We start from the raw sequence: 13586 nt of genomic DNA, 5'->3' as shown, positions 1-13586 counted from the left end.
ATCCCTAGAGCCGATAGAGATAGTTTGTTCATAGAACCTCCTACTTAAAGGATATCGGCTTTTTCAAAAATAGGTTTCTCCATTTGTCTTCTTGTTGTTCTCTTCATGCAGAGCTGGCTGATTGACACAATGGCGTTGAGGACGTATCGTCAGACAATCGATGGAAACAACAACAGAAACACCGGTAACTCCTGCACCATCTCAGCCGGCTAAGGCAACCAAGCCCAAAATGAAGGCGCTGGTGGAAAAGGATGCCTGCGTTGGCTGTGAATACTGTGTCCATTGGTGTCCCGTGCCGGAATGTCTCCAGATGGAGGGGGGAGAACAGGTTGAGGGCTCTCTCCCGCTTGTGCATGTTAATATAGAAACCTGTATAGGCTGTAAACTCTGCGAGCAAAACTGCCCTTACGATGCGATCCATGTCTACAAGCTGACGCCTGATGAGATGGGGCAGGTAGCACCAACGGATGGAATTATTGAGCATCCTTGGCAGGCTTAGTCTTTTCACTTCCGGATTCATTGGTTAGCCATCTTACCTAACAAGCAAATCTTTAAGTGGAGACTCATTGGCAGTGCGGAATGATAATAAAGTTGGCTTTTGCCATTAAAGTTCCTTAATTATCAACAAATTATCCACAGGCAACTTTTCGATTTTATTTGACTTTGGCCATATCGTCCCATAAAATCCCATATTGAACCATTTAACGGTTCATAGGGGGATACCGGGGTGTTCCGTGGAAGATACGAACATATGATCGATCAGAAGGGGCGCCTCTCGATCCCTTCGCGATTTCGCGAGATTCTGGCTGCCCAAGATGAAGAAAAGCTGATCGTCACAAATTTTGATGACTGTCTTTGGGCCTATCCTGTCAAAGAATGGAAGAGGGTGGAAGAAAAGGTTGCTTCCCTTCCTCAATTCCGTTCCGAAGTGAAGTCACTCCAGAGATTTTTTATTTCTGCGGCAACGGAGTGCCCGCTAGACCCGAACGGACGGATTGTCATCCCATCAACCCTTCGTGAGTATGCGAGTCTTGAGCGCGATGTTGTTCTGGTCGGGATGACCAAGCGAATCGAAATCTGGGCGAAGTCAAGGTGGCAGAAGATTTTTGGTGATGCGGAGAGGGATCTTCATTCCTTTTCCGATAAATTGGCTGACTTGGGGCTCTAATGACATTTCAAAAAGTGGCAGACATTTCCATTTTTAGATTGGCGGGAGATATTGAGCTCTTTGAGGGAAGAGAGCTGCGCCGTAGCTTGGCGCGTCTGATCCATACCGATTGGCCCAAAATTATTCTCGACTTTGATCGTGTGGAGCATGTCGACTTCAAGGTTCTTGTTGACATGGTTTCTCTTGTTGTTGCGGCTCACACGTTGCGCGGCCAGATCAAGCTGGCCAATATGAGCCTTTATCATCGCAACATTCTCCGCGTATCCGGTGTGGAGGATTTTTTTGAAACCTTTGATTCTTTGGAGTCGGCCATCATGAGTTTTGAGGGCGGAATTGTTTCACAAGCCGGTCCTTGTTGAAGAGGTTCTTGAAGGTCTGAACCTTAAGAAAGGGGGCGTCTACCTTGACGCAACGGTCGGTACAGGAGGACACGCGGGGTTGATCCTGAGAGGTCTGGAGGGAGCAGGGCAATTAATTGGAGTCGATTGTGATGAAGAGATTCTGGAACATGCAAAACAAAGTCTTCAGGAATTTGGGGCGAGCGTTCAACTTGTCCACGGCCATTACGAGGAGTTGCCGGAGATTCTCCGGGGCTTGGGGCATACGGCCGTGGACGGGTTTTTGCTCGATCTTGGTGTTTCTTCCTTGCAGTTTGATAGGGCCGATCGGGGTTTCAGTTTCCGACAGGAGGGCCCGATTGACATGAGGATGGATCTTTCATCAACACAAACCGCCCTGGATCTGATTCGTCGCAGTTCCGAAAAAGACTTGGAGAGGATCATCCGAAATTTTGGCGAGGAGCCGCGTGCTCGGCGCGTGGCGGCAGTACTCAAAAGGACTCCGTTGCAACGTTTGCGGACCACATCAGATTTGGCGAGACTTGTTGCCTCGGTATTGCCTGGCCGCTCTAAAATTCATCCGGCAACCCGGACTTTTCAAGGACTCCGCATTGCGGTGAACAAGGAGCTCGAACGTTTGGAACGCTTCTTGGAAATTTTCCCTGGTCTTTTGTCTGAAGGGGGACGGGCCGTTTTCATTGCCTATCATTCGCTCGAAGATCGAAGGATCAAACAGAGATTGCGAACCTTAAAGCTCGGGGGGAGTTTTAAGATTCTGACTCCGAAGCCTATTCGGCCGGCTGAGCGGGAAATCGCTGAAAATCCGCGATCCCGCTCGGCCAGGCTTCGCATTGGAGAGAAGATTTAGGTGAAACCTTTTTTAAGACAACAACGTCGTCGTTCCCATGTGATCCGCTCACAGGATCTGAAGATGAGGTTCTTTGCGCGTCGTGCCGGGATTATTCTTTCCCTCTGTTTTGTTTTCGCGCTGCTCCATGTTTGGACTCGGGTTTTGGTAGTGCAAAATGGCTATCAGATTCGACAGATGATGGACGAACAGGAAAAACTGAAGGGGGAGGCGCATACCCTCCGATTGGAGTTGGCAACCCTACGGTCTCCTTTTCGTCTTGAGAAGATGGCCCAGCAGATGGGACTCAAAAAACCACCTGAAAAAACAGTAACGATGATTTCGGCGCGTGACTCATGAGACTCAAAAAAATGTTTCATGCCCGCGAAGATCGTTCGCGCATCCGAAGGCGAATGGTCGTAGTCTTTGTTTTTTTTACAGGCTCCTTTGGAATCCTCATTTATCGCTGTATTCATCTGCATCTCATTCCTGACAAGCGACTGGAGAAGATCGCCAACACCCAATACCAAGCGGTCATCCCACGGATTTCTCCCCGAGGGACCATTTATGATAGTCAGGGGCAAGAGCTTTCCGTTAGCATCCCGACAATTTCTTTGGCCGCGAGACCCCGCAAGGTGAGCGAGCCGGGGAGGCTGGCCAAGGTATTGTCCAAGCAGCTTTCCCTCCCGTTTGCGGATATTTTCTCAAAACTGACCTCCACGAAAAAATATGTCTGGATCAAAAGGCATCTGACCCCGCAGGAAGCAGACGGTCTTCATGGGTTGGATGATCCGGGTCTTGAGTGGGTTGGTGAGTCAAAACGATTTTATCCGAATCGGGAGTTGGCCAGTCAGATCCTCGGCGCGGTCAGTCTGGATGGGGCTGGTCTGGGCGGGATAGAACTGACCTATGACAAATATTTGCGTGGTGATGAAACACCGGAAGTCGCCTTTCGTGATGCCCGTGGTCGTGAGTTTGAGATGCCAAGCCTGCCGGGAGCGGGTCAGGAGCAATGGCATGATGTTTGGCTCACGATCAATCGTGCCATTCAATTTGCCGTGGAAGAAGAGCTTAAACAAAATTGTTCGAAGTTTCGTGCGAAGGCCTGCACCGGCATTGTTCTGGAAGCTCAAACGGGAGCCGTCCTCGGTATGGCGACCTATCCCAGTTTCAATCCCAATGCCTTTCAGGACTATGACTGGTCTCAATGGAAAAACCGGGCGGTGACGGACGGATTTGAGCCCGGGTCCATTTTTAAGGTGATTGTTGCAGCATCGGCCCTTGAATCGAAGGCCGTTAATCCCGACGAAAAATTTTTCTGTGAGAACGGAAGCTATCGCGTTGGCAACCGCGTGATTCACGATTCGCATCCCTACGGAATGCTCAGTTTTTCGGACATTATCAAGGTCTCCTCCAATATCGGAACTTTCAAGGTCGGTCGGCGTGTTGGGCAGAAAGAGGTTGCTTCTACTATTGGGGCGTTCGGTTTTGGTCGCAAGACCGGGATCGACTTCCCCGGAGAAACTTCCGGATTTGTCCGCCCGGTCTCCCAATGGAGAGAGGTTGAATTTGCCAACATCGCCTTTGGTCAAGGAATTCGTGTGACGCCCCTGCAGATGGTAAGGGCGATGGCGATTATTGGTGCAGGAGGGGAAGATATTCTTCCTCACTTCGTTTCCAAGGTGACTGATTCCGTTGGAAAGACGGTCTGGAAGCCGATCCTTCCATCCAAAAAAATTCTCAAAGATTCCACGGCGAGGGTTCTTTCGCAGATGCTGGTTCGTGCAACGGAAGAGGGGGGGACCGGCACGTTGGCGCAGATTCCGGGATATCATGTAGCCGGGAAAACCGGAACGGCGCAGAAAATCAAGGGACGGCAATATTCCCATTCTGATTTCATGAGTTCCTTTGTTGGTTTTGTTCCGGCCAATAATCCCCGCCTTGTTGTGCTCGTGACGGTGGATGAGCCGAGGGGGAGTTACTATGGAGGGACAGTCGCTGCTCCTGTTTTTCGCCAAATTGCCTGGACGGCCCTTCGTGAGCTGGGTGTTTCTCCGACAGAAAAAGAAAAGGGGCCTGCCTCGGTCATGACAGCCTCCCTCGCTTCGTTGAATGGGCCTGCTTCTCTTTTAGCCTCCTCCGTCGGGTCTTCTCAAAAAGGGACTCCCCGGTTCATCGGGATGTCGATGCGTGAAGTCCTTGCGGTTTTGGATGACAGGAAAATTTCGGCTGAGCTGATCGGCTCCGGTGTTGTTGTGAATCAGAATTGTCCGCCAGGAAAGGAACTGAAGAAAGGAGAGGTATGTCGGATCACGTTCCAGGCCTCTCCGTGAGGGATGAGATGAAGCTCTCAAAACTGTTTCATGGGATTATTCCGCTAAATTCCTTCTCCGGCGACTTGGAGGTTGAGGGAGTCAGTTCTGATTCTCGTCAGGTTTGTCCCGGGGATATTTTTGTAGCGATTCCGGGACATGAGAAGGATGGCCGAGCGTATGTTACGGAGGCGGTTTACAAAGGCGCCTCTGCGGTCGTTCTTTCAAAACCGGTTTCTGGAGTTACGGTGCCGCAGTTTGCTGTGGAAAATCCGCGTCTGGCCCTTCCTCAACTGGCGGCACGCTTTTATGAAGAGCCCTCGAAGCACCTTCGTTTATTTGGTATTACAGGGACCAACGGCAAGACGACATTAACCTTTCTTCTTGAATCAATTTTCAATGTGGCCGGATTTGTCCCCGGTGTTTTGGGGACAGTGAACTACCGCTACCCGGGAAAAACTCTGGAGGCCCCGAATACAACCCCCGGTCCCCTCGCTCTTCAACGTTTACTTGCCGAAATGAAGAGATCCAATGTTTCCCATGTTGTGATGGAGGTCTCCTCCCATGCACTTGACCAGGAACGGGTCCGCGAGATCCATTTTGATGGGGTCGCCTTTACCAATCTGACTTGGGATCATCTCGATTACCATACCACCCTGGAAGATTATTTTGCTGCCAAATTGCGACTTTTTACCGAGGTTCTCCCGGCGAGTAAAAAGAGGGACAAGTTCTGTGTGATCAATCGGGAGGATTCCTGGGGTCGAAAAATTGTTGGAGAATGCGGGGAGCGTCTGATCGAGGTCGGGTTTGAGCCGTCTTGTACCGTTTATGGAAAATCTTTTGAGATGGGGCCATCCGGTTCAAGACTCAAATTTGTTTTAGAGGGGAAGGAAGGGCTTCTCAACTCTTCGCTCATGGGGCGTTTTAATCTGGAAAATATTCTCGTGGCGATCGGTATGGCACATGGCGCGGGTATCTCGATGGACCAGATGATCCAGGGAATAGAGGCGGTTAGAGTGGTGCCGGGGCGACTGGAGTCGATTCCCAACAACCGCGGTTTTTTTATCTTTGTTGATTATGCCCACACGCCGGACGCGCTGGCGCGGGTGGGACAAACAGTCAAGGGAGTTGTCCCGGGTCGGCTCATCACCGTTTTTGGGTGTGGAGGGGATCGGGATCCTCACAAGAGGCCGATGATGGGCCGCGAAGTGACCCAGTTCAGTGATCTGGTGATTGTGACCTCGGACAACCCGCGGACCGAAGAGCCGGAAAAAATTATCAACGAAATCTGGAAGGGGATTCGAGAGACCAATTTTCCTCACGGAAAACTTCTCCGGATTCCGGATCGACGGGAGGCGCTGCGAAAATCGCTTGAACTGGCTCGCCCTGGCGACGGGATTCTCATTGCGGGTAAAGGGCATGAAGATTACCAGATCATCGGCAAGGAAAAATTTCATTTCAGTGATCAGGAAGTCTTGAAAGAGATCTTGGGTGGATCTGTGAAGGGTGAATCGGGGCGATGAAACTATCGATGGCAGAGGTTTTGAGGGCGACGTCAGGAAAACTGGTGGCGGGGAGGGAAGGGGCAATGATGCGGGGTGTTTCCACGGATACACGAACGATCAAGAGGGGGAATCTCTTTTTTGCGCTGCAGGGGGAGAGATTTGACGGGCATGATTATCTTCCACTGGCCTTTCGCAAAGGGGCTGGAGGGGCTGTTGTGATGAAAAATCTTTCGCCTCGTTTCAAAGGCAAAAACATTGCGCGTGTCACCGACACAACTCGTGCGCTGGGAGATCTGGCAAGTTTCTGGAGAAGGCGATTTTCGATTCCCGTTGTCGCGGTGACCGGTTCCAACGGAAAGACAACGACCAAGGAGATGATTGCGCAGATTCTCTCGGAGAAATACCCTCTCCTCAAAACCGAAGGGAATTTGAATAACGCCATTGGCCTTCCCCAGAATCTTTTCAGGTTGGGTCGGAGACATAAGGTCGCTGTCCTTGAGATGGGGATGAATGCCCCGGGAGAAATCAGGCGCCTTGTGGAGATCGCCTCTCCCCAGGTGGGGGTTATTACCAATGTCGGTCGTGCCCATCTCCAAGGAGTTGGGAGTTTGCGGGATGTCGTTCGTGCCAAGGGAGAACTGCTGGAGGGATTGCCCCGTCGTGACGGCGTTGCCTTTCTGAATGGAGATTCTCCTTATCTTTCCTCGCTACGAAAGATGAGTCATGTGCCGGTTGTTACCTTCGGATGGGGGAAGAGGTGTCATGTCAGGGGTTCGGACTTTCGGGTTCATAATCTGCGAGGGGTCAGTTTTCAGGTTCATTCTGGGGGAGAGGCGGTGAAATTCTCCCTGCCGGCCTTGGGATCTCACAATGTCGAGAATGCACTCGCAGCCATTGCTGTTGGCCGCCACTTCGGGGTTTCCTGGAATAGTCTGAAGAGAGCCCTCGCCCATTTTAAGGGGCTGAAATGGCGTCTACAGGTTGTTCGAACAAAACACTGGACGATTTTGAATGATGGCTACAACGCCAATCCCGATTCCACAGAAAAGGCGTTGGCTTTTTTGGGCCAAATTCAGGCCAGGAGGCGTGTCGCCATTTTGGGTGATATGTTTGAGTTAGGTGACCATGCCTCGCCGGAACACAAGAAAATTGGGGGCATTGTCGCCCGCACGGGAGTTGATCTTCTTGTCGGAGTCGGGAGAAGAGGACGTGATCTTTGTCAGGGGGCTGTGAGGGCTGGATTTTCCAAAGACAAGGCGTTCTTCTTTCCTCATTTGAATGGACGATCCTGTGAAAGAATCCACTCGTTGCTTGAACGGGGAGACCTTGTGCTGGTCAAAGGATCGAGGGGAATGCATCTGGAACGATTGGTGGAGGCGTTGAGACACTAAGATGTTTTACTCTCTTCTTTATTCATTGGCCGATCAATATATCGTCTTCAATCTTTTCAAATACATCACGTTTCGAACCTTTGGCGGTTTATTGACCGCTCTTCTTCTCTATTTTCTTCTGGGGCGGTGGCAGATCCGCCTCCTTCAGAGATTGCAGTGGGGGCAATCGATTCGGGAAGAGGGACCGGCTCACCATCAGGTTAAGGCAGGGACACCGACCATGGGAGGTCTCTTGATCTTTTTCTGTATCTTTGTCTCGGCCGTTCTTTGGGCTGACTTAAGAAGTGCCCCTGTCTGGGTTGCCTTGGCTGTTTATGCTGCGTTTGCCGGGATCGGTTTTGCTGATGACTGGAAAAAGATTCGTTTGAAGTCAAACAAGGGGATCCGAGGACGGTACAAGTTTCTTTTTCAAGTCGGGGCTGCGTTGATTGCGGCCATTTTTCTCTATCACAGTTTTCCGGCCGACACGCGGCTTTCCTTCCCGTTCTTTAAGATGATGCGACCTGATTTGGGGCTTTGGTATCTCCCGTTTGCGATTTTTGTGATTGTCGGTACCTCCAACGCGGTCAATCTGACCGATGGTCTCGATGGTCTCGCAACCGGTCCTTCGCTTTTGGCTTATATCTCCTATGCGGTTCTGGCGTATCTCGCCGGACATATCCGGATTTCTAATTATCTCCAGATCCCCCATATCCCCGGCGCGGGAGAGCTGGCTATCTTTGGCGGGGTCGTGGCGGGGGCCCTTCTGGGATTTCTCTGGTTTAATACCTATCCTGCGGAGATCTTCATGGGGGACGTCGGGGCACTTCCCTTGGGAGCGGCCCTTGGTCTCCTCGCGCTCATGACGAAGAACGAGATTCTATTGATTCTGATCGGTGGAATTTTTGTTCTGGAGACCGTTTCTGTGATCACCCAGGTTCTTTCTTTCCAGATTTTTGGTCGGCGGGTTTTTCAGATGGCCCCGCTCCACCATCATTATGAGCTTAAAGGATGGCAGGAGCCGAAGGTGATTGTGAGGTTTTGGATTGTTTCTCTGGTGTTGTGTTTGGTGGCATTGGGGACCTTGAAGTTGAGATAGCGGGAAAGGGGAGTGTGAGTGAGAGGAGAGATGAGGGGGTGAGGGTAGAAAATGCGCCTCAAGGGCAAAAAAGTTTTGGTGGTAGGGTTAGGGCGATCGGGAGAGGCGGCCACACGCTTTTTTCTGGATCAGGGGGCGCGTGTGGCCGTCACCGATCTCAAACAGGAAGAAGATCTCTCAAGGATTGTTCAACAATGGAAAGGACTCCCGATCGAGTGGCATTTGGGGAACAACGATGGAGATATTTTTGTGCGGCAGGATCTGATCTGTGTCTCGCCGGGGGTTTCGATGGAGATTCCCGGACTCAAGCGGGCCCACCGAAAAAGGATTCCGATTCTGGGAGAGATGGGAGTGGCGGTTTTGTACCTTCAATCTCCTTTCATCGCAGTGACCGGTACGAACGGCAAATCAACAACTTCAACCCTGATTGCCGAGTTGATCAATGCCTCGGGGCAGAAGGTGGCATTGGCCGGAAATATCGGTCGACCACTTCTGGAGGTCGTTATGGAGAATAAGAAATACGATTATGCGGTCGTGGAGGTTTCCAGTTTTCAGATGGAAACCGTGAAAAAATTCCATCCCAAGGTCGCTGTACTGCTCAATCTGACGGAGGATCATCTCGATCGTTACGCTACGTTCCGTGATTACGTTCACGCGAAAATGAGGATCCTCAAGGATCAGACCTATCGCGACTGGGTCGTTTTCAATCAGGAAAGTCAGCCGCTGAAGTCGTATCTCTCCCGGTCAAAGGCGAGACACCTTCCGTTTTCAATACATTCGATTCTCCAGGATGGCCTGTTCGTTTCCAGTGGAAGGATTGTCCGGCGTTGGAAGGGGGAGTTTGAGGATTATCCCCTGGAGAAGGTGAAGCTGATCGGTCTCCACAACGTTGAGAACATGATGGCTTCTATCGGGGTCGCACGGATTTGCGAAGTCCCATCGAAGACGATTCGTGAGGTTCTTGAGAGGTTTGAGGGCCTGCCCCACCGGATGCAGTTGGTACGCGAGCGGAACGGTGTTCTCTATTATAATGATTCAAAAGGGACCAATATCGATGCGCTGGCCAAGTCACTATCGGGTTTCAAGGACCATCAGGTGATCCTGATTGCCGGCGGAAAACATAAAGGAGGGAGTTTTGTCCCTCTGCGCTCCCTCATAGCCCAAAAGGTCAAAAGCCTCTTGTTGATTGGTGATGCCTCTCGCCTCATGGCGCGTCAACTCAAAGAGACGGCCTCCATTGCAGAGGTTGGCACTATGGAAAATGCGGTCAAAAAGGCAAGCGAGGAGGCGAAGCCGGGTGATCGGGTGCTTCTCTCGCCCGGGTGCGCCAGTTTTGACCAGTACAAAAATTTTGAGGAGAGGGGAAAACATTTTCAGGAGATTGTTGCCCAACTTACATGATGACCCTTCGCAAACCATTTGACTACACCCTGTTCCTGACGACTCTTTTTCTTGTGGCGGTCGGCATGACAATGGTCTTCTCCGCCTCCGGGATTCTGGCCAAGGAACGATTTGGAGACAGTCTCCATTTCTTGAAGAGAGAAGTCGTAATTGTTTTTGTTGGGTTCATCGGGATGGTGGTGGCCCGTATAATCCCTCTTACTTTCTATGCGCGGTTGGCCTACCCGCTCCTCTTGATCTCGATTCTCCTGATGGGACTGGTTTTTGTTCCCTCGCTCGGGGTTCGGGTCGGTGAGACCTCCCGTTGGATTCGACTTGGGCCGATTACTCTCCAGCCGTCCGAAATGGCCAAGATCGCCCTCGTTATCTATCTTGCCTATATCCTCTCCAAGAAACAGGAAAAGGTTCAGTTTCTTTTTACCTGGATCTCTCCCCTGGTTTTCTCTGGCCTTCTGATCGGCGGAGTTCTTTTGGGCAAGGATTTGGGAGGGGGTGCCGTGATGGGGGCGACCCTCTTCATTATGATGTTTGTGGGGGGGGCGAAGCCTTCCTTTCTTGCCTCTGAGATTCTCTTAGCAATGCCTGCGCTTTATTATCTGGTCGCCTCTGTCCCCTATCGACGCATGAGAATTCTTGCCTTTCTAAATCCGTGGGAACACGAACGAGGAGCCGGTTTTCAGATCATCCAGTCTTATGTGGCATTTCATGTTGGGAGTCTGTTTGGTCAGGGGTTGGGATCGGGAAAGCAGAAACTTTTTTATCTCCCGGAGGCCCATACCGATTTCATTTTCTCCGTCGTTGGGGAGGAGATGGGACTTTTAGGGACGCTGACCGTTCTGGGTCTCTTCATCATCTGGCTTTATCGCGTCTTTCGGATCTCCTGGAGAGCTCCGGATCTGTTCTCTTCCTACCTGGCGATGGGGATTGGGCTTATGGTCGGTATCCAGGTTGTCATCAATGTGGGGGTCGTGTCGGGGCTTCTTCCGACAAAAGGACTGACGCTTCCCTTTGTCAGTTACGGGGGGAGCTCCATGGTGATCTCCATGATTGCGGTCGGAATTTTGCTCAATATCGCTTCGAGGAGCAAGGCATGAATACGGTGATTGCGACAACAGGAACAGGAGGGGATCTCTTTCCGGGGATTGCAGTGGCGGAGTCACTTCGCCATCAAGGGCATAAGAAGATCCTGTTTGTTATTTCCGGATTGGGCCCGGAAGAAGAGGTCCTCCGGCAGCACCAGTTTTCGTACGAAAGAATTCGTGTCGGCCGGCTTCGGGGGAGACCGGTTCTTGAAAAAATGAACACACTCTTTCGCATACCTCTTGTTCTCTTCTGGGCCGTTTCGCTCCTCAAGAAATTTGAGGCCGATCTGGTTCTCGGGAGTGGTGGTTACAGTTCAGGTCCCGTTGTTCTGGCGGCCTGGTTTTTAAGGATTCCACGTGCCGTCATCGAACCGAATTCAATTCCGGGGCTCACCAATCGTCTCCTGACACGGTTTGCCAATCTCGTTTTTACCTCATTCCCGGGGATGGAGAAATATTTTCCCGCAAGGAAAGTGGAATGGCTCGGAACACCAACAAGGTCTGAGCTGAAGATAACTTCTCAAAAACAGACCGGCCCTTTCACCCTCTTGGTCCTGGGAGGCAGTCAAGGCGCCTCCTCTGTGAACGAGGCTATTCTCAAGATACTGCCAGGCCTCCGTGAATCAGGGCGTCAGGTACGCTTGATTCATCAGACAGGCAGGAGTGACTTTGACCGTGTGAGGCAGGCGTACAGCAAGATGGGTGTCGGAGAGGAGAAGGTCGAGGTTTCTCCCTTCATTCAGGATATGAAAAGGGCGTATTCCGAGGCGGATCTTGTGATCTCGAGGGCTGGAGGATCCACGATTGCAGAGCTTGTGGTAACGGGGCGCCCGGCCCTCTTCATTCCGTATCCCCATTCAGTCAACCAACATCAGAGGTGGAATGCGATGAAATTGGTTGAGAGGGGTGCGGCGGAGATGATTCCGGATCAGGAGATTATGTCGGATGCCGGAAGGCAAAAACTGCTCCATCGGATTCTTCATTATGAAGCGGATCGGGAGGACTTGAGGCGTCATGCGGAGGCGATGCGATCGCTCCCAGGCCGGGATGCTGCAGAGAGGATGGCTCTTCGTCTGGTTTCGTTGGTGCGTCATGTATGAACATATTCGCCGGATACATTTCGTCGGAATTGGAGGAATCGGCATGAGCGGCATTGCAGAGGTTTTGCTCAATCTTGGCTACCAGGTTTCAGGTTCTGATCTTGCCAGGTCGTCGATGACCGATCGGCTTAAGAGACGGGGGGCGAGAATTTCGATTGGACACTCTGCCTCCCACGTCGATTCAACCCAGGTGGTCGTGACCTCCTCGGCTGTCTCCCGAAAAAATCCCGAGGTTGATGAGGCACTGCGGCGTGGATTACCGGTCATCGCCCGCGCCGAGATGCTTGCGGAGCTCATGAGGATGAAATACGGCATCGCAATCGCCGGGAGCCATGGCAAGACCTCAACGACCTCGCTCATCGCGAGTGTTCTTGCGGAGGGGGGGCTGGATCCGACCATGGTGATTGGTGGGCGTCTCAAATCTCTCCGCTCCAATGCCCGTTTGGGGAAGGGGAAGTTTCTCGTGGCGGAGGCGGATGAATCGGACGGGAGCTTTCTTCATCTCGCCCCTACCATTGCTGTGATTACGAACATCGATCCCGAACATATGGATCATTATCGGGACTTTTCCTCTTTGAAGAAGACCTTTCAGGAATTTGCCGGGAAGGTCCCGTTCTACGGCCTGGCGGTCCTCTGCCTGGATCATCCCGTTGTGGCAGATATCGCCAAAAAGTTTGTTAAACGTTTTGTCACTTATGGACTGGAAAGCCGTTATGGAGAGCCTCATCTGACGGCCAAGGGGATACGGACAGTCGGTCTTGGGAGTACCTTCAAGGTGTATCGTGCGGGAAAACTTCTGGGAAAGGTTCGTCTGGCTTCCCTCCCGGGCCGACATAACGTCTTGAACAGTCTCGCGGCGATCGCGGTGGCTCAGGAGCTAGGGATCCGGTTCAGTGCAGTTCAAAGGGCACTTTCCCGGTTTCGAGGGATTTCCAGGCGGTTTGAGGTTCATCTGGAAAAACCGGTGATGGTGGTTGATGATTATGGTCATCATCCTGAAGAGATTCGTGCGACGCTTCGAACGGCCGCCTCCCTGAAAAAGGGAAGGCTCTGGGTCCTGTTTCAACCCCATCGTTACAGTCGTACCAAGCTTCTCATGAAGGAGTTCACCGAGGCGTTTGGTGATGCCGATCATCTTTTGATCACCGAAATTTATGCGGCGGGTGAACGACCGATTCAGGGGATCACCGGCAGGGCATTGACCGGAAAGATCGCCAAGGCGGTTTACTGTGATGATTTTGAGGAGATGTTGAAGGGGGTGGAGGCCGGCATGAAAAAGGGAGACATGATTGTAACATTAGGAGCCGGTGACATCTGGAAGGTGGGGCGGGAGTTGGTGAGACGGGTACAAGAAAGGTGACCCT

At 51.7% G+C, this 13586-nt stretch carries 13 protein-coding genes; all 13 read left to right on the top strand.

Annotated features, from left to right (window positions below; all coding sequences use genetic code 11):
• The first annotated feature begins 160 nt into the window (after positions 1-160).
• The 13 genes from HYT77_04505 (at position 161) to HYT77_04445 (ending at position 13582) form a co-directional block, all read left to right on the top strand.
• Positions 161-499 (top strand): 4Fe-4S binding protein, encoded by a 339-nt coding sequence (locus HYT77_04505; protein MBI2067255.1) that lies wholly within the window; start codon positions 161-163, stop codon positions 497-499.
• A 228-nt stretch (positions 500-727) separates the two neighbouring features.
• Entirely contained in the window at positions 728-1168 is a 441-nt protein-coding gene (gene mraZ / locus HYT77_04500) for a division/cell wall cluster transcriptional repressor MraZ (protein MBI2067254.1), read from the top strand.
• Positions 1168-1527: an STAS domain-containing protein gene (locus HYT77_04495; protein ID MBI2067253.1), complete on the top strand. Its 360-nt coding sequence runs from the start codon at positions 1168-1170 to the stop codon at positions 1525-1527. Before mraZ ends, HYT77_04495 begins: the two co-directional genes overlap by 1 nt.
• On the top strand, positions 1502-2374 hold the full coding sequence (gene rsmH / locus HYT77_04490; GenBank protein MBI2067252.1) for a 16S rRNA (cytosine(1402)-N(4))-methyltransferase RsmH: 873 nt from the start codon (positions 1502-1504) through the stop codon (positions 2372-2374). Before HYT77_04495 ends, rsmH begins: the two co-directional genes overlap by 26 nt.
• On the top strand, positions 2375-2713 hold the full coding sequence (locus tag HYT77_04485) for a cell division protein FtsL (protein MBI2067251.1): 339 nt from the start codon (positions 2375-2377) through the stop codon (positions 2711-2713). It begins immediately after the preceding gene.
• Positions 2710-4686: a transpeptidase family protein gene (locus HYT77_04480; GenBank protein ID MBI2067250.1), complete on the top strand. Its 1977-nt coding sequence runs from the start codon at positions 2710-2712 to the stop codon at positions 4684-4686. Before HYT77_04485 ends, HYT77_04480 begins: the two co-directional genes overlap by 4 nt.
• Positions 4656-6188 carry a UDP-N-acetylmuramoyl-L-alanyl-D-glutamate--2,6-diaminopimelate ligase gene (locus HYT77_04475; GenBank protein ID MBI2067249.1) on the top strand — a complete coding sequence of 511 codons (1533 nt, stop codon included), beginning with the start codon at positions 4656-4658 and terminating at the stop codon, positions 6186-6188. The genes HYT77_04480 and HYT77_04475 overlap by 31 nt, the downstream gene beginning before the upstream one ends.
• Entirely contained in the window at positions 6185-7561 is a 1377-nt protein-coding gene (locus HYT77_04470; GenBank protein ID MBI2067248.1) for a UDP-N-acetylmuramoyl-tripeptide--D-alanyl-D-alanine ligase, read from the top strand. Before HYT77_04475 ends, HYT77_04470 begins: the two co-directional genes overlap by 4 nt.
• 1 nt (position 7562) lies before the next feature.
• Positions 7563-8639, top strand: a complete 1077-nt coding sequence (locus HYT77_04465; protein MBI2067247.1) for a phospho-N-acetylmuramoyl-pentapeptide-transferase — start codon at positions 7563-7565, stop codon at positions 8637-8639.
• Positions 8640-8690: 51 nt separating this feature from the next.
• Positions 8691-10040 carry a UDP-N-acetylmuramoyl-L-alanine--D-glutamate ligase gene (gene murD, locus HYT77_04460; protein ID MBI2067246.1) on the top strand — a complete coding sequence of 450 codons (1350 nt, stop codon included), beginning with the start codon at positions 8691-8693 and terminating at the stop codon, positions 10038-10040.
• Positions 10037-11134, top strand: a complete 1098-nt coding sequence (gene ftsW / locus HYT77_04455; protein MBI2067245.1) for a putative lipid II flippase FtsW — start codon at positions 10037-10039, stop codon at positions 11132-11134. Before murD ends, ftsW begins: the two co-directional genes overlap by 4 nt.
• On the top strand, positions 11131-12222 hold the full coding sequence (murG, locus tag HYT77_04450) for an undecaprenyldiphospho-muramoylpentapeptide beta-N-acetylglucosaminyltransferase (GenBank protein MBI2067244.1): 1092 nt from the start codon (positions 11131-11133) through the stop codon (positions 12220-12222). Before ftsW ends, murG begins: the two co-directional genes overlap by 4 nt.
• Entirely contained in the window at positions 12215-13582 is a 1368-nt protein-coding gene (locus HYT77_04445; GenBank protein ID MBI2067243.1) for a UDP-N-acetylmuramate--L-alanine ligase, read from the top strand. The genes murG and HYT77_04445 overlap by 8 nt, the downstream gene beginning before the upstream one ends.
• Positions 13583-13586: the final 4 nt, after the last annotated feature.

This window comes from Deltaproteobacteria bacterium, from assembly GCA_016180855.1.
Taxonomy (GTDB): Bacteria; UBA10199; UBA10199; order JACPAL01; family JACPAL01; genus JACPAL01.
Note: the sequence above shows the minus strand (reverse complement) of the source record. Positions and strands in the feature narration are given on the sequence as shown.